16 protein-coding genes and 1 other RNA gene are annotated in these 21,327 nt (G+C 72.3%); 5 read left to right on the forward strand and 12 right to left on the reverse strand.

The annotated features are described in order from the left end of the window. Window positions 1–273 precede the first annotated feature (273 nt). On the forward strand, window positions 274–1,926 hold the full coding sequence (locus ACYVGT_RS15125; RefSeq protein ID WP_460858573.1) for a hypothetical protein: 1,653 nt from the start codon (window positions 274–276) through the stop codon (window positions 1,924–1,926). Here ACYVGT_RS15125 and ACYVGT_RS15130 read toward each other — a convergent pair. Next, entirely contained in the window at window positions 1,910–3,958 is a 2,049-nt protein-coding gene (locus ACYVGT_RS15130; protein ID WP_460858575.1) for an NB-ARC domain-containing protein, read from the reverse strand. The genes ACYVGT_RS15125 and ACYVGT_RS15130 overlap by 17 nt on opposite strands. Window positions 3,959–4,676: 718 nt before the next feature. On the opposite strand from ACYVGT_RS15130, the gene ACYVGT_RS15135 reads away from it, so the two are divergent. Then, the gene (locus ACYVGT_RS15135) at window positions 4,677–5,747 is read left to right on the forward strand and encodes a CDP-alcohol phosphatidyltransferase family protein (protein ID WP_460858578.1); all 1,071 of its coding nucleotides are present in this window, start codon (window positions 4,677–4,679) and stop codon (window positions 5,745–5,747) included. 185 nt (window positions 5,748–5,932) lie between these two features. Here ACYVGT_RS15135 and ACYVGT_RS15140 read toward each other — a convergent pair whose 3' ends face one another. From ACYVGT_RS15140 to ACYVGT_RS15170, 7 genes are read right to left on the reverse strand one after another with little or no spacing between them, the layout of a single operon-like run. Further along, complete coding sequence (locus ACYVGT_RS15140; protein WP_460858581.1) at window positions 5,933–6,616, reverse strand: N-acetylmannosamine-6-phosphate 2-epimerase; 684 nt, start codon at window positions 6,614–6,616, stop codon at window positions 5,933–5,935. Beyond that, on the reverse strand, window positions 6,613–7,551 hold the full coding sequence (locus ACYVGT_RS15145) for an ROK family protein (protein ID WP_460858583.1): 939 nt from the start codon (window positions 7,549–7,551) through the stop codon (window positions 6,613–6,615). Before ACYVGT_RS15145 ends, ACYVGT_RS15140 begins: the two co-directional genes overlap by 4 nt. Continuing rightward, the gene (locus ACYVGT_RS15150; protein WP_460858585.1) at window positions 7,548–8,477 is read right to left on the reverse strand and encodes a dihydrodipicolinate synthase family protein; all 930 of its coding nucleotides are present in this window, start codon (window positions 8,475–8,477) and stop codon (window positions 7,548–7,550) included. Before ACYVGT_RS15150 ends, ACYVGT_RS15145 begins: the two co-directional genes overlap by 4 nt. Further along, the gene (locus tag ACYVGT_RS15155) at window positions 8,474–9,472 is read right to left on the reverse strand and encodes an oligopeptide/dipeptide ABC transporter ATP-binding protein (RefSeq protein WP_460858587.1); all 999 of its coding nucleotides are present in this window, start codon (window positions 9,470–9,472) and stop codon (window positions 8,474–8,476) included. Before ACYVGT_RS15155 ends, ACYVGT_RS15150 begins: the two co-directional genes overlap by 4 nt. Continuing rightward, window positions 9,469–11,448: a dipeptide/oligopeptide/nickel ABC transporter permease/ATP-binding protein gene (locus tag ACYVGT_RS15160; protein ID WP_460858589.1), complete on the reverse strand. Its 1,980-nt coding sequence runs from the start codon at window positions 11,446–11,448 to the stop codon at window positions 9,469–9,471. The genes ACYVGT_RS15155 and ACYVGT_RS15160 overlap by 4 nt, the downstream gene beginning before the upstream one ends. A 4-nt stretch (window positions 11,449–11,452) precedes the next feature. Continuing rightward, window positions 11,453–12,403 carry an ABC transporter permease gene (locus tag ACYVGT_RS15165; RefSeq protein ID WP_460858591.1) on the reverse strand — a complete coding sequence of 317 codons (951 nt, stop codon included), beginning with the start codon at window positions 12,401–12,403 and terminating at the stop codon, window positions 11,453–11,455. A gap of 59 nt (window positions 12,404–12,462) precedes the next feature. Continuing rightward, complete coding sequence (locus tag ACYVGT_RS15170) at window positions 12,463–14,040, reverse strand: ABC transporter substrate-binding protein (RefSeq protein ID WP_460858592.1); 1,578 nt, start codon at window positions 14,038–14,040, stop codon at window positions 12,463–12,465. Between the two features lie 104 nt (window positions 14,041–14,144). On the opposite strand from ACYVGT_RS15170, the gene ACYVGT_RS15175 reads away from it, so the two are divergent. The 3 genes from ACYVGT_RS15175 (at window position 14,145) to ACYVGT_RS15185 (ending at window position 16,623) form a co-directional block, all read left to right on the forward strand. Then, on the forward strand, window positions 14,145–14,897 hold the full coding sequence (locus ACYVGT_RS15175) for a FadR/GntR family transcriptional regulator (protein WP_460858594.1): 753 nt from the start codon (window positions 14,145–14,147) through the stop codon (window positions 14,895–14,897). A gap of 53 nt (window positions 14,898–14,950) precedes the next feature. Further along, complete coding sequence (locus tag ACYVGT_RS15180; RefSeq protein ID WP_460858596.1) at window positions 14,951–16,102, forward strand: sialidase family protein; 1,152 nt, start codon at window positions 14,951–14,953, stop codon at window positions 16,100–16,102. Window positions 16,103–16,320: 218 nt separating this feature from the next. Next, window positions 16,321–16,623 (forward strand): nuclear transport factor 2 family protein, encoded by a 303-nt coding sequence (locus ACYVGT_RS15185; RefSeq protein ID WP_460858598.1) that lies wholly within the window; start codon window positions 16,321–16,323, stop codon window positions 16,621–16,623. A gap of 91 nt (window positions 16,624–16,714) precedes the next feature. Here ACYVGT_RS15185 and ssrA read toward each other — a convergent pair. The 4 genes from ssrA to ftsX form a co-directional block, all read right to left on the reverse strand. Beyond that, window positions 16,715–17,087, reverse strand: a transfer-messenger RNA (tmRNA) gene (ssrA, locus tag ACYVGT_RS15190). A 625-nt stretch (window positions 17,088–17,712) separates the two neighbouring features. After that, window positions 17,713–19,815: a penicillin-binding transpeptidase domain-containing protein gene (locus tag ACYVGT_RS15195; RefSeq protein WP_460858600.1), complete on the reverse strand. Its 2,103-nt coding sequence runs from the start codon at window positions 19,813–19,815 to the stop codon at window positions 17,713–17,715. A gap of 22 nt (window positions 19,816–19,837) precedes the next feature. Continuing rightward, window positions 19,838–20,302: an SsrA-binding protein SmpB gene (gene smpB, locus ACYVGT_RS15200; protein WP_460858603.1), complete on the reverse strand. Its 465-nt coding sequence runs from the start codon at window positions 20,300–20,302 to the stop codon at window positions 19,838–19,840. A 75-nt stretch (window positions 20,303–20,377) separates the two neighbouring features. Then, window positions 20,378–21,286, reverse strand: coding sequence for a permease-like cell division protein FtsX (gene ftsX, locus ACYVGT_RS15205; protein WP_460858605.1), 909 nt, complete (start codon window positions 21,284–21,286; stop codon window positions 20,378–20,380). Window positions 21,287–21,327 lie beyond the last annotated feature (41 nt).

Genomic DNA, 21,327 nt, shown 5'->3' on the forward strand with positions numbered 1-21,327 from the left:
ACCGTGTTCCCGCACAGCACCCCATGCTTCCCGCATTTCGGCGCCCCTGCACCGCGGTTGGGCGAACAACCACTGTGTTCCCGCGCAGCGTCCAGCAGTCCCAGCCACCAATGCATCCCCACTTTTCCCCGCAATGCCCAGTTCCCTCCTTACTGCGCCGGATCAGCAGCAATGGCAGCGGCCGACCCCGCGCATATGGGCGGGTGAGGGACGGGAGTTCAAGACCGGGGCGCCACAGACCTGAGCCAACCCTCGGCCGCAGAGGGCCGAGTGTTGGCTGAAGTGCCCGGCCCTGATACGGACAGTGCGCGGTGGGAAGCCGCCAATCGCGGAGCCCGAAAGGTCCTCGCCGTCGCCCGCACACTCACGTCGGCCATCCGGGTCCTCGAAGCGCTCGACGGGCTGCGCGGCGACCACCGCATCAAGACCGCCTTCACCGTCGAGGGCACCTCCGCCTACAGCGACGGCGCCGAGGACCTGCTCCGCCGCGCCGGCGCGCGCATCATCCCGTGGGAGTCCGTCGGCGGGCACCGCTTCGACCTGGCCGTCACCGCCAGCGAAAACGTCGACCTCGAACCCTTGGACTGCCCCGTCCTCGTCCTCCCGCACGGCATCGGCTTCCACAAGTTCGTGCCCGACGCGCGCGGCACCGGGCAGCGCATCTCCGGTCTCGTCGGCGAGAAGTTCCTGCGCAGCAAGCACGTCACGATGGTCGTCACCCACCCGCGGCAGGCCGAGTACCTGCGCGCCGCGGGCGGCGAAGGCAGCGGAGGCACCGTCGTCGCGCTCGACCCCAGCCGCGAGCGCCTGCGCGCCGGCCGGAAGCTCCGCGAGCTGTACCGGCGCGAACTCGGTGTCGCGCCCCGCCAGAGCCTCGTGCTGACCACGTCCACGTGGGGCCCGCAGTCGCTCGTCGGCCGGCATCCGCGCGTCAACTCGCTGCTCCTCGCCCGGCTGCCCTATGACTCCTACCGGGTCGCCGCCGTACTGCACCCCAACGTCTGGTCGCGCGAAGGCGCCTGGCAGGTGCGGACGGAGACGGCGGACGCCGTCGACGGAGGGCTCATCCTGGTGCCGCCCGACGAGGGCTGGCACGCCGCGATGCTCGCCGCGGACTGCGTGGTCGGCGATCACGGCTCAGTGACGCTCTACGCCGCCGCGCTCGGCCTGCCGGTGCTGCTGGGCGCGTTCGGCGACGGCACGGCGGTCGTTCCGGGGACGCCGATGGCTGCCCTGGGGGCGGAGGCACCGCGCCTGGACCTCGGGGGCGACCTGTCCGCCCAGATCGACGCGGTCGCCGCGCAGCATGCACCGGACCGGTACGCCGCCTTCGCCGCCGATCTGTTCACTCCGGCCAGCGACGACGTGCGCACCATTGCCGAAGCGGTCTCCGCTCGGCTCGGGCTCGCCCCGCTCCCGTCCGCAGCCCAGACCCGGGCTGCCGCACCGCTCCGCGGCCCCGCCCGGCGCGTCGGCGCGTTCCTGGTGCACACCACCGTCACGGACGGCGGTGTCGACCTTCACCGCTTCCCTGCCGCAGCAGCGCTCGCCATCGACCGCGACCCGGGGCCGGCGCACCTCAGTGCCGCCGAGGGGGAGCCCGACCGGATGCTGGTGGAGAACGCCGCGGTGGTCTGGGACCCGCAGCCGGCCGGGGACGAGGAGGCCGCGGCCACCGCAGCGCGGCTGCTCGGCGCCTACCCGGGCTGCCGGATCGCCGCTGCTGCGACTGCCGCCGGATGCACCCTGGCGCTCCGCGACGGCCGGATGATCGACGCCGCCGCGCAGTCGGGAACACTGCTGTCCCCATGCCTGCTGGCAGGCGCCGTCTATGCCCTGCTTGTCGCTGGCCGATCACTCGTCGGCACCGTGCTGTGCCGGGTCGGCGGGGCCGAGCACAAGGTGGCGCTCAGCCCAGCTCTCTGAGCTGCTCCTCCAGCTTCGGAACACGGCGGTCCTCGGGCGCCAGCACTGCCAGTGCGCGTTCCCGATGAGACCGCGCTGCCGCCACATCGCCGTCGGCCGCATCCAGGTCGGCGAGGACCGAGCGGACGTCGGCTTCGTAGGACAGCCCTTCCAGCACCGGCAGCGCCGCGGCGAGGTGCGCGCGTGCCCTCTCCGACTCGCCGCTGGCGGCGTGGACCAGCCCGATACTCGCGGCCGCACGGGCCGCCATTCTGCCGTCGTCCAGTCCGGCCAGCTCCGCGCGGGCCGCTTCCAGTTCGCGCAGCGCGTCCTCATGCCGGCCGATCCGGGCCAGCGCCGTTCCGAGGAAATAGCCGGCCAGGGCCGCTCCGCGCCGTTCGCCGGCGCTGCCGGCGAGCTGCCGTGCCCGCTCGTAGGCGTCGACCGCCTCGGCGTCGGCGCCGGTGGCGTCGAGGTAGCGGCCGTGGAACTCGGCCACCGACGCGGAGAGCACCGTGTTGCCGGCGCCCGTCGCGGCGTCGAGCGCTCGCGCAATCTCGCGGCCGGCCTCCGCCAGCCGGCCCAGGTCGGTGAGCGGCCGGCTGCGAAGGCTGCGCAACCGCGCTTCGACGTCCTGCGCGCCCGCGCGCTGCGCCGCATCCGCGCCCAGCTCCGCCGTCTCCACCCAGTCGTTCAGGTGGCGGTGGTTCAGGTAGAGGGCGGTCGCCGCCTCCGCCAGCGTGTACGCCTCTCCGTCGAAGCCGGCCCGGGCAGCCGCGCGGACCGCTGCATGCAGGTCGATGCGCTGCAGCTCCAACCACGCAAGTCCTTCGGAGCGCGCTTCGGTACCGGCGAACCGGCCCGTGGCGGCCCGTTCAGGGGAGGTGCGCAGCCGCTCCCCCATGACCGCGCGGTCAGCCTCGGCGACAAGGCCGGTGTAGGCGCCGAGCATGCGGAGGAGCGCAGCTCCGCGCTCCTGCGCGGAATCGTCGCGTTCGGCGAGACCGCGGGCGTGCGCGGGCAGCAGGCCGTGCTGGAAGCGGTGGTCGCCCTCTTCGGTGTCCACCAGCAGATCGGCGTCAGTGAGGGCGGCCACCTCCTCGGCCGCGTCCGGCACGTCAAGGGCAGCAGCCGCGACCAGGGCGTCGATGCGGGTTCCCGGCCACTCTCCGAGCGCGCGGTACAGCTGCGCGGCGCGCGGGGACAGCGCCGAGTAGGACGTGTTGAAGACAGAGTCGAGGTTGTGCTGATCGCTCACTGCCATCCCCTTCAGCCGCTGCCTCTCATCGCGAAGCTCGTCCACGAGCCGCTCCGGGGTCAGCGCGGAGTCGGAGCGCAGCCGGGCGGCGGCGAGGACGAGGGCCAGCGGCAACCCGTCGCAGAACGCCGCGATCTCCCGCAGCGCGGCGCGCTCCGGGGCATCGGAGGTGGCGGCATGCCCCGATTTGGCGGCCAGAAGTTCGACGGCGTAGTCACCGCTCAGGACCTCCAGCAGGAAGAACTCGGCTTCGTCGAGGTGGAGGGCGCTGAGTGACGAGCCTTCCCGGGCGACCACGACCAGACTGCCGGGCGCGCTGGGGACGAGCGGCGTCACCTGGGCGGGGTACCGGACGCCTTCAAGGACGACCAGGGTGGGGCGGGTCGTCCGGGCGGTGTAGAGGTTCCGGCGTCCCGCCAGGCCGCTGGGGATCTGGGCCGCGTCCACCCCGAGTGCGCGCAGCGCATGGTCGAGAGCCGCGGAGCCGTCGCTTCCGCTGCCGAGGGCGAACTCGGCGTAGTCGATGTGCAACTGGCCGCCGGGGAACCGGTCCCGGGCGGTGGCGGCCCAGCGCCGGAGCACGGCGCTCTTACCGATTCCGCGGGCGCCGTAGAGCACCGCGATCGACGTGTGCCCGGATCCGGCCGCATCGTCGGCCAGCGAGTCCAGCCGGCTCCGCTCGGCCTCCCGGTCCACAAACCCCCGCGGCCCCGGCGGCACCTGAAAGGGAACGGGGGCACCGGAGGCAGAGACGTACATGTTCACCGTCCCGGAATTGACTCCGACCTGCGTCACCACTTCCGCGTTCCCGCTGAACGAATTCCCGACGTCCCGCCCCATCGACCGCCTCGCTCCCGTCCTCGCGCCCCACCGTAAGCACTCCGAGGCTACCGACACGAGGGCCGCTGGCGCTGTGGCGGACGATTGGTCCCCGCCGCACTTCAGCAGCGGAAGTGAAGAATCCAGACGTGCAGCCTCTGGGCCCGAACCGGGGGCGGCCGTCCGGACGAACCGAACGGTCATCGGCCGCTGCTCCTGGATCCCCGCTTCGGCGCATTCGTTCTCGGCCGTTCCGGATTGCCGGATTCTCCGGATCCGCGGACTACCGCAAATCGGTGGCCGGATATCCGAACCTCAGTGCGTCGGACACTGGCACGGCGACGGTTGCGGCCGAGGGGCCTGCCGCGGGGCGCGGGTGGTTGTCCCCGCCCCCGGTGGCACCCGCCGGTGCCGCGGCTGCGCCTTCCGCCCACCCCAGCACCGCGACCCGCCCACCGCTGGCGCACTTGGTGCGCGGAGGCGACCCGGTCGCCCTGCGGTGCGGGGGTTGTGGAGCGAGAGGCACCTGACGTTATGTCACAATTCAGTCACTCGCCATGATTGCGTCATCTTTCTGTGCTTCTGAGGCGTCCCGTACGGGGGTTCGCCTTGCGACCGCGGACCCGCGTCAGAGGGTGGGCGCCAGGCGCCCTACCCCCCGCAGGCGCTGCGGCGCCAACACGTACGGAGCACTATGAGCACGTTCACGCTGGCTGAGGTCCAGGAGCGGACCTACAAGCCGAAAGACTCCTGGTGGACGGTTTGGCTGGTGGACCCGGTGGCCTCGCGGCTGGTCACCTTCGTCGCCAACCGCACCTCGATCACCCCGAACCAGCTGACGCTGGCTGCCCTGGTCCTCGGGGCGCTCGCGGCGGCCTGCTTCGCGTGGGGCGAGTGGTATGCGCTGGTCACCGGCGTGGTGCTGTTCCATCTCAGCTTCGTACTCGACTGCATGGACGGCAAGATTGCCCGGCTCAAGGGCAACGGCTCGATCTTCGGCAGCTGGCTCGACTACGTCTTCGACCGGCTCCGGGTGCTGGTCTGCGCCATCGCGCTGATGGGCGGGCAGTACGCGCACACCGGCGAGCCGATCTTCCTGTGGTTCCTGCCGGCGATCGTGTTCACCGACATGTTCCGCTACCTCAACTCGCCGCAGATGGCGAAGGTCCGCGTGGCGATGCGGCGGCACATCACCCACGCCATCCGCGAGGCCGAGCACACCACCGACGGCGACATGGCCGAGATGCACCGCGCCGCCGGCGGCTTCAACGACGGCAGTGCCGACATCGACCACCTCACCGACGGGGAGGGCGGCGTCGCCATCGGCCACGCCGAGCGCGTCCAGACCCCGGGGCTGCCCACCAGCGACGAAGAGCACGAGGCGATCGCCGCGCCGACGGCCACCCGCCGCGCCAAGGAGATCCAGGGCACCGAGCTGCAGAGCCGGTTCCACCGCCTGTTCCCCTGGTACAGCAGCATGCGCGACACGCTGCGCGCCAACCGCATCCGCCCGCACCTGTTCAGCGGCATCGAATACCAGATGGGCGTCTTCATCGTGGCGCCGCTGATCGGCGTCTTCTCGCTCACCGGCATGCTCGCCACCATCGCCATCTCGGCGGCGCTGATGTTCGCCTTCGAACTGGCCCTGATCTACAAGCTCTGGCTGTCCACGCGCGACTTCGCCCGGGTCACCACCGACATCAACGCCGTCCTGGCCTCCCTCCCGGAGCCCGCCCAGGCCGAAGAGCAGAGCACGGCCGCCTAATACGCACAGCGGCCCGCTATGAGGGCCGCCGTCGGCGAGGGAACGTCTACCCGTACGGACGTTCCCTCGCGGGCGGCGGCATCCCCCTACCCGCATCGGTTCCGCTCGCGCGCAGCGCAGACGCAGCGCAGGCAGGAAGAGCCTCCGCCCCGCCCCGGGCCGGAGGCTCTTCTGCTGTCACCGGCTCACCGCGGCCCGCGGGCGGCCGAGGCGAAACTGCGGGTGAGCGTGGTGGGATGGGTGATGGCGGTTCCTACGACGACGGCGAATGCGCCCCGGTCGAGGGCCGCAGCCGCCTGCCCGGGGGTGCGGATGCGCCCCTCGGCCACGACGGGGACCTCCAGCGGCGCGAGTTCGGCGACCAGGTCGAGGTCGGGTCCGGCACTCTTGCGGGAGTGCTCCGTGTAACCCGCCAGCGTGGTGCCGACCAGATCGGCACCCGCCTCCTGCGCCGCCAGGCCCTCGTCCCGGGTGGAGACATCGGCCATGGCCAGCGCGCCAGTGTCGTGGACAGCCCGGACCAGCTCGCTGAACGTACTGCCGTCCGGGCGCGGGCGGGCGGTCGCGTCCATGGCGACGATGTCCGCCCCGGCGCGGGCCGCCGCGACGGCCGCCCGCAGGGCGGGGGTGATCACGACCCCTGCCGCGCCCTCCTTGACCAGCCCGATCAGCGGAAGGTCCAGAGCAGCCCGGATGCAGGCGATGTCCTCCAGCCCTTGGGCGCGGATCCCCACCGCGCCCCCGGCCGCCGCCGCCAGCGCGACCCGCGCCATGGTGTCCGGGTCCCGCATCGGTTCGCCGGGGTACGCCTGGCAGGAGACGACGATCCCGCCCCGGAGGGGTTCGATCAGCGCCTGCGCGGTACTCATGTGTGCTCTCCCTGCTCTCCCTGCTCTCCGTACTTCCGCCACGCCATCCGGCCCGCTCCCAGAAGCGCCGCGTCGGCGCCCAGCTCCGCGGGCTCCACCGGCAGCCCCCGGAGCGCGGGGATCAGGCCCTGCTCGACGCCCTTCCGCAGCGCCGCCCACCAGGTGCGGCCCGCAGCCGCAACGCCTCCGCCGACCACGACGATGTCCGGGTCCACCACGTTGGCGGCACCGGCCAGCGCCGTGCCCAGCGCTGCGCCTCCCCCTGCCAGGACCGCGGAGGCCGCGGCGTCGCCGCTGCGCTCGGCGCGGACGACGTCCTGCAGGCGGCCGGCCGCGCGGCCGGCCCGCTCTCGGTAGGCGCTCGCGAGCGCGGGCCCGGACGCCACCGCTTCGACGTGTCCGGACGCCCCGCAGGGGCAGCGGACTCCGGCCGCCGCAGGCACCGGAACGTGGCCCAGGTGGCCCGCCGCGGCGCGCGCACCGCCGTGGACAGCGCCGTTTAGCAGCAGGCATCCGCCCACGCCGGTGCCGACCGCCGCGAACAGCACCGTCGCGGCATCGCGCGCCGCCCCCAGCCAGTACTCCCCCAGAGCGTGTGCGTGGACATCGTTGGCGGTGGCCACCGGCAGCCCGAGCGCGGAACCCAGACTGCCGGCGAGGTCGGTGCCGGCCCAGCCGGGAAGGGCGTCGGTGGCCGAGCGCACCCGCCCCGAAGCGGGGTCGACCGCGCCGGCGCTACCCACCCCGAGCCCGATGGCGCGATGCTCCCCCACCGCCCGGCGGACCAGCGTCGCGGCAGCACCCAGCACCGCATCCGGGCCGTCCGCCGCGGGCGTGGGCGCGGTGCAGCGGGCGGCGACGGCGCCGTCCGCGGTGACCACCGCCGCCGCGGTCTTCGTACCGCCGATATCGAGGGCAGCGGCCACCACCGTCACAGCAGCCCGACCTCCTTGAGGCAGCGGCGCACGCGCTCGGTCTCCTCAGCGGTGAACGGCCGCATCGGCAGCGCCGGCGTCGGATCGTCGATGATGCCGAGCAGGGCGAGAGCGCACTTGAACCCGCCCACCCCGGCCGTCGACCCGCCCGCCGTGGCCGGATCGGCGGCGCCGACGAGGCGGAACAGGCGGATCAGCCGCTCCTGCTCGCGCCCCGCTTCGGCCCAGTCGCCGCGCGCGCACGCCTGCAGCAGCCGCACATAGCCGTGCGGGTCGACGTTGCCCAGCCCCGGAACCGCGCCGTGCGCGCCGATCAGCATCATCGCGTCGACCACTGCCTCGTGCCCGGTCAGCACGGAGAACCCGGGGATCTCCCGGGCGCCGATGACGAGGTCGCGCAGCCCCGGATCATCGCCGCTGGAGTCCTTCACTCCGTCGATGACCCCCTCTGCGGCGAGGTCGAGCAGCATCCCGGCGTCGAGCTTGGTGTGCACCGAGACCGGCACGTCGTAGGCCAGCAGCGGTAGACCCGTGCCGGCGCGGAGGTGGCGGAAGTGGCGCTCGACCTCCGACGGGTGGGTGCGGGTGTAGAACGGCGCGGTGGCCACCACCGCGTCGGCGCCGGCCTGGGCCGCGGCACGGGCGCGCTCGACGACGCGCGGGGTGGTGGTTTCGATGCAGCCGGCGAGCACCGGAACCCGGCCAGCTGCTGCGCTGGAGACAACCCGCAGTACGGTGTCGCGCTGCCGGTCGGTCAGATAGGCGGCCTCGCCGGAGCTGCCGAGCGCGAACAGCCCGGAGACACCCGCGTCGGCGAGGTGCCCCGCCAGCCGCTCCAGCGATGCCGCATCCACCTCGCCTTCGCCGGTCAGAGGGGTGATGATCGGCGGGATCACACCAGTGAAGGTCGGTGCGTTCCGGGTCATGCGCTGCTCCTCGCTGTCGGTTCCGGATCGCCGGTCGGCTCCGGATGGATGCAGTGCCACGCGTGACCGCCGTCGGACCCGCGGGCGGGGAACGCCTCCGCGCAGTCGGCCTCCGCCTTCCAGCACCGGGTGCGGAACGGGCAGCCGGACGGCGGTGCCGTGGCCGACGGAACCGGGCCGTGCAGCACGATCCGCTCGGCGCGGTCCAGCAGTCCGGGAGCCGCGGAGAAGAGCGCCCGGGTGTAGGGGTGGCGGGGTGCGGCGGCGACCCGGTCCGCGGGCCCCTCCTCCACGATCCGCCCGAGGTACATCACCGCGATGCGGTCGGAGAGGTGGCGCACGGTCTGGATGTCGTGCGAGACGAACAGCAGGCCCAGGCCGAGGCGGGACTTCAGCTCGCTGAGGAGGTTGAGCACCTGGGCGCGCACCGACACGTCCAGCGCACTGGTCGGCTCGTCGGCCACGACCACGTCCGGGCCGAGCGCGAGGGCGCGGGCGACGGCGACGCGCTGGCGCTGCCCGCCGGAGAGCCGCGCAGGCAGCGCGCCACCGGTGTGGCCGGGCAGGCCGACCAGGTCGAGGAGCTCGTCCACGCGCGCCTCGCGCTCCGCCGGCGTGCCCCGGCGGTGCACGTCGAGGGGGTCGCGGAGGATGGCCCGGACCGGCATCCGGGGGTTGAGCGCGGTGCTGGCGTCCTGGAAGACGACTCCGACGCCCGCGCCCATGCGCGAGCGCCGCCGGCCGGCGGGCATCGCCCACAGGTCGCTGCCGCGGAAGCGCACGGTTCCAGCGGTCGGCCGCTGGAGCCCGGTCGCGACGTTGGCCAGGGTCGACTTGCCGCACCCGGACTCCCCCACGACGCCCAGCACTTCGCCGCGCGCCACCCGGGTGCTCACCTCCGCCAGAGCCCGGACCCGGTCACGGCGCAGGAGGCCGCCGGTCCGGGCGGTGTGCTCGACGCGGACGCCGTCGAGTTCGAGGATCGGCTCGGTCACAGCAGCGCTCCCTTGGGGTCGGCGGCCGGGTGCACGCAGGCATAGGAGTGGCCGGGGCCTGCCGTCGTCGGCGCCGGCGGTTCGGTCCGGCAGGCGTCATCGGCGGCCGGGCAGCGGTCGGCGAAGCGGCAGCCGGGGCCGAAGTCGTGCGCTGCGGGCACGACACCGGGGATCTGGTGCAGGCGCTCGGCGCCGGCTTCCAGCGACAGCACCGAGCCCAGCAGGCCGCGGGCGTAGTGGTGGCGCGGATGCACAAGCAGGTCGCGCACCGTGCCGGATTCGGCGAGCTGCCCGGCGTACATCACCGCCAGCCGGTGGGACATCTCCGCGACGAGCGCGATGTCGTGCGAGACCAGCACCATGGCGAACCCGAGCTCGTCGCGCAGGCGCCCGAGCAGCTCCACTACCTGGGCCTGCACGGTCACGTCGAGGGCGGTGGTGGGCTCGTCGGCGATCAGCAGGCGCGGGCTGCGCGACAGTGCCATCGCGATGAGGACCCGCTGGCGCTGTCCACCGGAGAGCTCGTGCGGGTAGCTGCGCAGGGTGCGCTCGGGTGCCAGTCCGACCAGGTCGAGGAGCTCGGCCGGACTCTGCTTGCCGCCGCGCCGGGTGAGCTGGCGCAGCTGCGCGCCGACCATGACCGAGGGGTTCAGCGACGACAGGGCGTCCTGGTAGACCATTGCGAGCTCGGGGCCGGAGATGGCGCGGCGCTCCCGCGCAGAAAGGGCGAGCAGGTCGCGGCCGTCGAAAAGCAGCTGCCCCTCGACCCGGGCCTCCGGCGGCAGCAGCCCCATCAGGGCGAGGCCGGTCAGGCTCTTGCCGCAGCCGGACTCGCCGACCAGGCCGAGCGTCTCGCCGGCCCGCACGTCGAAGGAGACCCCGTCGACTACCGGCGCCGCTCCGTGCACCCCGGGAAAGGAGATCCGCAGGTCGCGGACTGACAGCAGGCCGGGCGCACCGTCAGGCACCGGGGGCGGCCCCGGGGTGTGCTCCCGCGCCGCGGCGGACAGCCGCGCCAGGGAGCGCTCCGCCTCGGCCGCTTCCCTCCCGCTGTCGGCGCCTTCACTCTGGGCGGCGCCAGAGGCGGCGCCGGCCGCGGCCCCGGCCGGACGGTCGGCGCGCCGGGTGCGCGGCGCCGACCAGGCGTCGGTGAGCCCCTCGGAGAGGATGGTGAGGGCGAGCACCGTCAGCAGGATCGCCAGGCCGGGGAAGAACGTCGCCCACCAGCCGCCGGCCAGGACCAGCTGGCGCCCGTAGGAGATGACGTTGCCCCAGCTGGGCAGCGGGTCCTGGATACCCGACCCGATGAACGCCAGGCTGGCCTCGTAGACGATGGCGTCGGCGACCAGGATGGTCGTGAACACCATGACCGGCGCCGCGCAGTTGGCCGCGACGTGCTTGGCGAGGATGTAGTGCCGGCGCGCGCCGATGAGGCGCTCGGCCGCCACGTAGTCCTCGCCGTACTGCTCCAGGACGTTCGCCCGCACCACCCGGGCCAGCGACGGTACGTAGATGATGGCGATGGCGGTGACCAGCACGGGCAGCCCGCTGCCGAAGACCGCCACCAGCACCGCAGCCAGGGCGATTCCGGGGAACGCCATCAGCACGTCGAGCACGCGCATGACGGCCTCGTCCACGGCGCGGTGCGACGTGGCCGCGATCCCGCCGAGGATGCCGCCGATGAGGAGGGCGAGCGCGGTTGCCCCCAGGCCGATCAGGAGGGAGTAGCGCGCCCCGTGGACGACCCGGGCGAAAACGTCGCGCCCGACCCGGTCGGTCCCGAACCAGTGCTCGGCTCCGGGGGGCTGCATCGGCACGCCGGTGGCCAGCGGGTCCTGGGTGAACAGCGGGGCGAAGGCGGCGGCCGCGCCGATCGCCAGCAGGATTGCGAGCGCCGCCTTGGCAGCCGCGGGCAGCCGGCGCTTTCGGGTCGGGCGGGAGAGCCCCGTCAAGCGGGATGCGAGCCGTGGACGCACGTGGTCACACCTCTCGGATGCGCGGATTGATGGCGACGTAGAGCAGGTCGATCACGAGGTTGACGACCAGGAGGGCGGCGGCGACCGTGAGCACGGCGCCCTGGACCAGGGCGACGTCGCCGTTGGTGACTCCGGTGAGCAGCAGCTGGCCCATGCCGGGCAGGTTGAAGATCGTCTCGATGACGACCGCGCCGCCGAGGGCGTAGCCGAACCGCCAGCCCAGCACGGTCATCGGCGTGATGAGGGCGTTGCGCAGCACACCGCGGAGCACCAGCCACCGGGGCAGGCCGCTGCCGGTTGCGGTGCGCACGTAGTCGCGGTCCAGCTCCTCCACCATCGACGTGCGCACTAGCCGGGACAACTGGGCGCCTACCGGCACCGCGACCGCGGCGGCGGGCAGAGCCATGCTGGCCAGCCAGCCGCCGACCGATTCCGCCGGGTGCACGTACCCGCCCGCGGGCAGCAGCCCCAGCCCCAGGGAGAACTGCTGGATGAGCAGGATGGCCAGCCAGAACGGCGGGAGCGCGACAAAGGCGATGGAGACGACCCGGAGCACCTGGTCGGGCCAGCGGCCCCGGTACAGCGCGCCGCAGGCGCCCATTGCCACGGCGAGCACGATGGCCGCCCCCATCCCGATCAGCGTGAGCTGCAGCGTCAGCGGAAAGGACTCCGCGATCCGCTCGGCGACCGGGACGGCTGGCGGGGCGGTCTCGCCGAGGTCGCCCTGGAGGAGTCCGCCGACGAAGCGCGCGTACTGGAGGGGCAGCGGCTGGTCGAGGCCGTGCTCCGCGGCGTAGTCGGCGCGCGCCTCTGCGCTCGCCCCCACCCCGAGGGCGTTGTAGGCGGGGTCGTTCGGCGAGAACTGCAGCACGACGAAGACCAGCAGGGAGACGCCCAGGAGCATCACAGGCAGGACGAGGACCCTGCGCAGGGCGAGCCTCGCGAAGACGCGCATCGGCGTTCTCTCCTCAGAGGGGGTAGGCGGGCCGGCCGCGGCCGCGGTGGTGGCAGCGGTCAGGCGGGGCCGACGTCCAGGAAGGACAGGCCGGTGGTGGCGACGGGCTGGAAGCCGTCCAGTTCGCCGCTGTTCCAGGAGGTGGTGATCTTGCGGTGCAGGATCGGGTAGATCGGCACCTCGTCGGCGATGAGGTCCTCGACCTGCGCCCACAGGGCGGCCCGCTCCGCCGCGCCGGCCGCGCGCGCCGCCTCATCCAGCAGCTCCAAGACGCGTCCGGCCTCCTCGGTGCCGGACCAGTAGTAGTAGCTCGCCGGCCATTCGCCGTCGTAGAACCAGCGGAGCAGCAGGTCGGGGTCGTTGCCGAATACCGAGGGGTCGCCCGGCGCCACCATCACCCGGTACCGGCCGGTCTCCACCTTGTTGGCGTACTGGCCGCCCGACTCTCCGATGTCGAGCGTGGTCGGGATGCCGGCAGCGTCCCAGCTCTCCTTGATCAGCGGCACCAGGTCGCGGACCCACGCGGTGTTGGTGGTGACCAGGTCGACCGCGAGTCCGTCGGCACCGGCCTCTGCCAGGAGCTCCCGGGCGCGGTCCGGGTCGTAGCCGTACACCGTCGCGGGCCGCTGGTAGTCCGGGTGCGACCGGGGCAGGTAGCCCTCGGCGGGCGCGGCGCCGCCCATCATCCCGGTCTCGATGATCTTGTCCCGGTCCAGGGCGTAGTGCAGCGCCTGCCGCACCCGCCGGTCGTCGAAGGGCGGTTCGGCGCAGTTGAACATCAGGAACAGGAGCCCGAACGACTGCTCTTGGGCGACCTCGGCCGTGCGTTTGAGCCCCTCGGCGTCCAGGTAGGGGACGTCCTCGATGACGCTGACCCGGTTGGAGTGCAGGGCGGTGACGCGCGCGCTGGGATCGTCCAGCAGCAGCCACGCCATCTCCTCCGCCCGTGCTCCCCGCGGCCCGTTGTAGGCCGCCCACCGCTCGAAGGTGATCTGGTCCCCGGCGCTGGCGTCGACCAGCGCGTAGGGCCCCGAGCCGATGGGGTGGGCGTCGAACCCGCTGCTGTCGTCCTCGACCAGCGCCCTGGGGACGATCTTGATGATCCCCAGTCGCTGCACGGCCAGCGGGAAGGGGTGCTTGAGGGCGATCTCCACGGTCCCCTCGTCGACGGCGCTGACCTCGTCGATGAAGCTCACGAACTGCGCCATCAGCGAGTTGTTCGCGGGATCGAGGACGCGGGCGAAGCTGAAGGCGACATCGTCGGCGGTGACCGGAGCACCGTTGTGGAAGACGGCCTCCTCACGCAGGGAGATGCGGAGGGTCCGGTCGTCGACCTCCTCCGGCATCCCGGCGGCGAGCGCAGCGTAGGGCTCGCGGGTGACCGGGTCGAGGTCGACCAGCCCTTCGAAGATGTGCAGGTTGGCCGCCTGCGGCAGGGCCCCGGTCGCGGTCATCGGGTCGAACCCGGTCGAGAGCGTGTAGGAGAGCCCTGCCTCGATGCGCCGGCGCCCGGCCGGCCCGCCGGGCGGTGCACCGCAGGCACCCACGGCGCCGGCCACGGCGGCCGCCGCGCCCGCCGCACCGAGCAGCGTGAGGAAGCGCCGGCGGGCCAGCACTTCGGAGTTGCACAGGGCCACGTTCACTCCTCGGCATGCGCAGGGTCCCGCAAGGCATATGACGTCTGATGTCTGATGCCTGTTAAGGTGTGACTCTAAGCACGAAGCCTGAGGGGGGTCAATACGTGACCGCACAATCGGGGGCCGGGGCGCCGTCCCGGAACGCACTGCGCGGCCAGGAAGTCACCGAGCAGATCAAGGGGCTCATCGTGCGCAGCCGGCTGGGACCGGGAGACGCCCTGCCGACCGAATCGGAGCTCTGCGCCGAACTGGGCGCGAGCCGTTCCAGCGTGCGCGAGGCGGTCAAGCGGCTCAGCGCCCTGGACATCGTGGAGGTGCGGCACGGCCACGGCACCTATGTCGGCCGGCTCTCTCTGGACGCACTGGTGGAGAGCCTCACGTTCCGCGGCCGGCTGCACTCCGGCGACGACACCGCCGCGCTCGCCGAGCTGGTCACCGTCCGCAAGGTCCTGGAGCAGGGGCTGGGCGAGGCCATCATCCGCGGCTACACCGCGGAGCAGCACAGCGCGCTGGCCGAACTGGTCGACCGCATGGAGGAGGCGGCAGCGGCCGGCACGAGCTTCGTCGAGGAGGACCGCGCGTTCCACCTCCTGCTCCTCGGCCCGCTCAGCAACCAGCTGGTCACCCAGCTCACCGGGGCGTTCTGGGACGTGCAGTCGGTCGTCGCCCCCACGCTGCTCGCCACCGAGCAGGACGCCCGGGAGACCGCCGCCGCGCACCGGAACATCATCGCGGCCGCCGCCGACGGCGACCTGCCCGGTTTCTCCAGCGCGGTGGCCGATCACTACGCACCGCTGCTCAACCTCCTCGAAAAGATCTCGGCAACCGGGGTTGCCGCGGAACGGCGCGCTGTCTAGCCTCACAACGTCTGATGTCTGATGCCTCCGTTTCCGATGACGCGGAGGTATCCGTGAAGAAGCACGCAGCGCCGGCCGCGCTGGTCCTCAGCCTGGTTGCGGCCGGCGCCGTTCCGCACGCCGCCGCCGAGACCACGGCCGCCGATCCCCTGTTCGAGACGACTGACCTGGCATCCGCGGGCAGCGGAGCGCCCTCCTGGCGCATCCCCGCCCTGGAGAGGCTCAGTGACGGAACGCTCGTTGCCGCCTACGACCGCCGCAACGAAGACTCCTCCGACCTGCCCGGCGACCTCGACGTGATGGTCCGCCGCAGCACCGACGACGGCCAGACCTGGAGCACCCCCGAAGCCGTCGCCGACTACGACGGCGGCGCCGGAGCAGGCGACCCCAGCCTGCTCTACGACCGCGAGGCCGACCGCCTCTTCCTGTTCCACGCCTTCGGACCGGACGGCGTCGGCTTCCACAACTCCGGCTCGGGCAACGCCAACGACAGCGACTCCATCCTGCACACCGACTACTCCTACTCCGACGACGGCGGAGCCACCTGGCAGCACCGCCGGATCACCGAGGACATCAAGGACCCGGCGTGGCTGGGGATCTTCGCCTCCTCGGGGACCGGCATCCAGCTGTCCAACGGGCGCCTGGTCCAGCAGTACGCCTACGACTCGGGCGACGGGATCTACGCGGTGAGCGCCTACAGCGACGACCACGGTGCGACCTGGCAGGCCGGCGAGCCGGTGGGCCCGGGGATGGACGAGAACAAGACCGTGGAGCTTGCCGACGGACGCCTGATGATGAACAGCCGGACCGCTGAGGGCCCGTACCGCAAGGTCGCCTACTCCGAGGACGGCGGGGAGACCTACAGCGAACCGGTCCCCGAGCCCACCCTGGTCGACCCCGGCAACAACGGGGCGATCACGCGCTACGACCCCGGTGCCGCTCCGGGCAGCACCGAGGCTGAGCAGCTGCTGTTCACCAACACCGCGCACGCCACATCGCGGCAGAACCTCACCGTGCGGATGTCCTGTGACAGCGGGCAGACCTGGCCCATCAGCAAGTCCGTCGATGAGGGGGCCGCCGCCTACTCCACAATCGTGCCGCTCGGCGAGGGGGAGTTCGGCGTGCTCTACGAGCGCGGCGACATCGAGCACATCACCTTCGCCCGCTTCAACTCCGCCTGGCTGGGAGAGGATTGCCCGGCCTAGCCCCTTACCAGGGCGCTGCCGCTGCGCAGCGCTCCGACACCGAAGAGCCTCCGGCCGAAGGAGCCCATTGCAGGCCGGAGGATTCTCATCATCAGGGGCACGGGACGCCAACCCACCGGAATCCCCCACGGCGGGTACACCCCACGCTGAAGTACCTGTTCAGGCGCGCTGCAGACGAGGAGGACCAGCCGATGGCGACACCAGAGGTGCCCGAACCCGTGGCTACGTTCATTGAACGGGTCAACGCCCACGACGAGGAAGCGTTCCTCAGCGCCTTCACGGCTGAGGGGACGGTCGACGACTGGGGGCGCACGTTCACCGGCCGCGAGGCGATCAAAGCGTGGAGCGGCAAGGAGTTCATCGGTTCCCGGGGGGTTCTCACCGTTGAGGAAGTCGCTACTGCGGGCAGTAGCGTCACCGTCGTCGGCGATTGGCGGTCGAACCACGCCAACGGCCGCTCGAAGTTCATCTTCGACATCGACGGCGGCAAGATCGCCGCGATGACCATCCGCGAAGGCTGAAAATGGCCGGCGCCAGTCGGAGCGAGGCTGGCGGAAATGCAGAAGAGGCCCCGGTCCGCGGCGGTCTGCCGCGGGCCGGGACCTCTTCCAGGGGTGGAGGTGGCGGGAATCGAACCCGCGTCCTTCAGCATCGAAGCAGAGCTTCTCCGGGTGCAGTTCGTGCTGCCGTTCTACTCGGCCCCAGCGCTACCACGAACAGTTCGCTGACGGGCCCAGCCACGGAGATGTCCCACTCGGGCCTCGTGGCCCGATCCGAGCGGTAAGTCCTCTTAACGATGCCGGACACCGGGCCGAGAACAAGCCCGGGCCGACAGAGTTGCTATCGCTTAGGCAGCGAGAGCGAACTCAGTGCGCTTAGAATTGGCACTTGATATTTATGCGAATGCAGGATTAACGAGGTCACAAACGCAACCCTCGACCCGCTTCCCCTACGACTAATGCCAAAGTCGAAACCGATCACCCCCTGTGCAGTTGTCAACGGGCCCAGGGCCCGCAGACGGGGCCGGAGCCCCGCGCGCCGAAGCACCCGCGGCCGGGCGTGCTGCCCGGGCGCATCGGCATTCCAACGCTACCGGGACAACGCCTCGGACACCAAGCTGATTCCCGGCGAAGCGGAGGAGTGTGGCCGAGTCGTGGCCGATCGGCCGCCGCACCCCGCAGCAGCAGCCTGGCAGCACCGCTCTGCCTCCCGCAGCCGCCGCGCCGGCCTGCGGCGGTGCACCCCCACCCGGACATGCAGAAACCCTCGCGGGCGCGGACGAGAACCATCAACGCCACCCGCGAGGGCGGCCGGCAGGGTCGGGCCGGCCTTCCTGCAGCGGGGCCTCCCCCGAGATGGGGCCCCGCCTCATGGACTGGAGTTCCGCAACCCCCCATTACGTCACCCAGTCACCCGGGAAGACGCCGGACACCCCCGCGAGGGTTGCTCCCGATTCGCGGCATTTGGAGTGACCTGTCCCGCACCACCGCACGGCGCTCTCGCACCGACGGCTCCGGCCCGGTCCCCGGAGGGGTTCCGGGCCGGTGGGCGGCTGCAGCAGCCGCGGCGCTTCGCCGGCGGGAGCGCCATGGTCAGCCGGCGCGCCGGGGTCAGCCGGTATTGGCGACGTCGTCCTCCGCCGTGCCGGAGCCTTCGCCGGAGCCCGCCTGATCTTCGCGGGCGCCCGCTTCGGGCTGGCCGTCTCCGCCGCCAGCGCCGTCCCCACTGCCGCCCTCGGTGCCCTCTCCGTCCTCGCCGCCCTCGGCGTCTTCGGGATCGGGCACGACGGGCGCCGCGTACTCCTCTTCGACGTAGCCGGGCGGCAGACCCTGCAGGAAGCCGTTCCCGGTCAGCAGCGCGTACTGGTCCCACAGCTGGTCGGGGTCGACCTCGGCCACCGCGGCGAACGCCACGTGGCCCTGGTAGCCGACGAACCACTGCACCGCGGTGGCGTCGCCGCCGATCTTCTGACCGACCTGGGCGACCTGGCCGTGCACCGGAACCGTGCCGATGTTGGCCGGGTTGGCCTGGCCCTGCTGGACGGCGGAGCGCATCAGCGTGCGGAGCTGCTCGACGGTGCCCGCGTCGAGCTCTCGGTCGGTGCCGGGCGACTCCTGCACGTCGTCGTCGCCGTCCACCGCGAGCCGCGGCGCGCGCCAGGTGCCGTCGGCGACGGCTCCGGCCACCAGCGCCATCGACAGCGGGCTGACCGACACGGTCTCCTTGCCCGCCATGGCCGCCGCGGTGCCCCCCTCGTCAGCCGCCTCCAGCTCACCGGTGAAGGTCGGCAGGGACAGCTGCCAGTCGCCGCCGATGCCGAAGTCGGCCGCGGCCTTCTCCAGCGCCTCGGGTCCGGTGTCGCCGGCCAGGCCGGCCAGCGCCGACGTGCAGCCGGTCCCGAACGCCGAGGAGAGGTTCTGCGGCTGCACCCAGACGCCGTTGTCGTTCTCGTTGTCGAAGCTGCGCCCGGCCACCTCGGTGCTGGTCGTGCACGGCACCGAGGCACCGGCGCCGCCGACCGTCCCGGACTCGATGGCGGCCGCCGCGGAGACGATGCCGAACGTGCCGCCGGGCCGGTAGGCGTTGGTGAACGCGCCGTCGTTGTCGTAGCTGTCCGGAGTGCTCGCCGAGGCGAGGATCTCGCCGGTGCGGGAGTCGACGGCGACCATGTGGCCGCGGCCCGGGACGGCCTCCAGAGCGGACTCCGCGGCCTCCTGCGCGGGCAGGTCGAGTGTCGTGGTGAGGGCGCCGCTCGCGTCGCCGGCCCAGGACTCCAGCACGCCCGTCACCGCGCCGTCCTCGCCGAGCGAGACCACCTCGGTGGTGGCGGTGCCCGCCAGCCGGTGCTGGAAGACGTTCTGCAGACCGCTCAGACCCACCGTGTCGCCCGCCTGGTAGGCGCTGGCGACACGGGAGGAGACGTTGTGCTCGGCGGTGCCGGCGACCTCGCCGACGACGCTGCGCGCTGCCGACGGCGAGAGCGGCATCGTGATGTCGCGCGTCTCCACACCGGGCAGCGCGGCCGCCTTGCGGAGCAGGCCGGCGTCGACGTCGCGCTTGCGGAGCAGCACCAGCGGGTGGAAGTCCTCCGGAGGCGCCGAGCGGACCCGGTCCATCAGCGGCTCGGGATCCTCGTCGAGCAGCTCCCCCAGGGCCTCGATGTCGGCCTGGGCGTCCTCCATCCGGGCGGGCACCACGCCGAACGCGGTCACCTTGTTGCTGCCGACCATCGGCCGGCCGGCGCGGTCGTGCACGGTGCCGCGCTCGGGCACGTCGTAGGAGACGGCGAGCCGCTCCCCCTCGCCCAGCTCCGGGTGGATGACCGACGGGGACCAGGCGATGTACCAGCCGTCCCCGCCGCGCTCCAGGTCCATGCTGCCGGTGTACTTCCAGACCGGGTCGCCGATGCCGAGGTCGGCCTGCACGTCGAACTCAGCGGTGGCGCGGTCGCCCTCCATCTCCAGCGTGCCCAGCGAGAACCGGACGCCGGCCAGGTCAAGCTGGTCGTGCGCCTCCTCCAGGGCTGCCGCGACCTCGTCCCGGTCGCCGTCGGTGAAGTCGGCGGCGTCCTCGTACGCGCCGGCCTGCCAGTCCAGGAGGAAGCTGCGGACCGCCACGTCCGGGTTGGGCTGGGGGGCGCAGGCGGCGAGCGCCGCGGCAGCGGCGACGGCGGTGCCCGCGGCTGCGTACCTGCGGAAGTGGCGGGGGGACACCCTGCTGGTTCCTTTCAGTCGCCTAGCGCCGGCGGCGCATGGCGCGCTCGATGTCGCGCTGCGCCTCGCGGGCGGCGATGTCCTGGCGTTTGTCGTGCTGGCGCTTACCGCGCGCCAGGGCAAGCTCCACCTTTGCCTTGCCGTCGCTGAAGTACAGCGACAGCGGAACGAGCGTGCGCCCCGGCTCCTGGGTCTTGCCGATGAGGCGGGAGATCTCCGAGCGGTGCAGGAGCAGCTTACGCGGTCGCCGTGCCGCGTGGTTGGTCCACGTGCCGTGGGCGTACTCGGGGATGTGCACGTTCTCCAGCCAGATCTCGCCGTTCTTCACGTGGGCGAAGCCGTCGGCGAGGGAGGCGCGGCCGGCGCGGAGCGACTTCACCTCGGTGCCGGTGAGCACGAGGCCCGCTTCGTAGGTGTCGTCGATGTGGTAGTCGTGGCGCGCTCGCCGGTTCTGCGCGATCGGCTTGCGCCCCTTGTCCCGAGGCACTGGACCCCTCCTTTTGCGGTGCGGCCGCCGCGCCCCGGGACCTGCCGCTGCGGGCGGTCCCGGGGCGGCCGGGCATCACACCCGCAGGTAGCGGCGGAGCGTCAGGAACGACGCGACGGTGCAGAGCAGGATACCGAGGATCAGCGAGAGGCCGATGACGTAGGCGACCGAGCCCGCGCCCAGCGACACGTCGAACGCGAACCAGCTCTGGATCCGGTCGAGCAGCATGAACTTGGCGCCGACGATGAAGCCGGACGCGATCAGTCCGCCGATCAGGCCGGAGATGGCGCCTTCGAGCAGGAACGGCAGCTGGATGTAGAAGTTCGACGCACCGACCAGCCGCATGATGCCGGTCTCCCTGCGGCGGCTGTACGCGGACAGCCGGATGGTGTTGCCGATCAGCAGTGCGGACGCTGCGAGCTGCACGAACGCAACGGTCAGCGCCGCCCACTTGAGTCCGTCGAGCAGCTCGAAGAACTGGTCGAGCACCTGCTGGTCGTTGTGGACCGAGTCGACGCCCTGCGCGCCCTCGACCGCCTGGAGGACCGCGTCGAACTGGTTGGGGTCGGCGAGCTGCACCCGGAAGTTGTCCGGGATGTCGCCTTCCTGAGCAGCCTCGGTGAGCGCCTGGTTCTCCTGGAAGCGGGACTGGAAGTCCTTCCACGCCTCCGCCGCCGTGACGTACTCGACGTTGCTGACCTCCGGCAGGGACTCGAGGTCCTGCTGAATGGTCTGCCGGTCCTCGTCGGTGGCGGGCCCGCTCTCCTGGCAGGTCTCCGAGGGCGAGGCCTCGGTGCACATGTAGACGGTGACCGAGACGCGCTCGTCCCAGAACTGCCGCATGTGCGAGATCTGCTGCTGGACCAGCAGCGCGCTACCGAACAGGGCGAGCGAGATCGCCACGGTGATGATGACGGCGACCGTCATCGTGAGATTGCGGCGCAGGCCGATCCACATCTCGGAAAGTACGAATTGTGCTCGCATGAGTGCTAAAGGTCCATCCTTGAAGGCTGCGCGCCGCTCCG

This window comes from Nocardiopsis coralliicola, from assembly GCF_054779695.1.

What these genes read in the sequence shown, in the direction of transcription:
- ACYVGT_RS15135 (WP_460858578.1), top strand. Translation starts at nt 4,677, where the DNA reads ATGAGCACGTTCACGCTGGCTGAGGTCCAGGAGCGGACCTACAAGCCG.
- ACYVGT_RS15140 (WP_460858581.1), bottom strand. Translation starts at nt 6,616, where the DNA reads ATGAGTACCGCGCAGGCGCTGATCGAACCCCTCCGGGGCGGGATCGTC.
- ACYVGT_RS15150 (WP_460858585.1), bottom strand. Translation starts at nt 8,477, where the DNA reads ATGACCCGGAACGCACCGACCTTCACTGGTGTGATCCCGCCGATCATC.
- ACYVGT_RS15165 (WP_460858591.1), bottom strand. Translation starts at nt 12,403, where the DNA reads ATGCGCGTCTTCGCGAGGCTCGCCCTGCGCAGGGTCCTCGTCCTGCCT.
- ftsX (WP_460858605.1), bottom strand. Translation starts at nt 21,286, where the DNA reads ATGCGAGCACAATTCGTACTTTCCGAGATGTGGATCGGCCTGCGCCGC.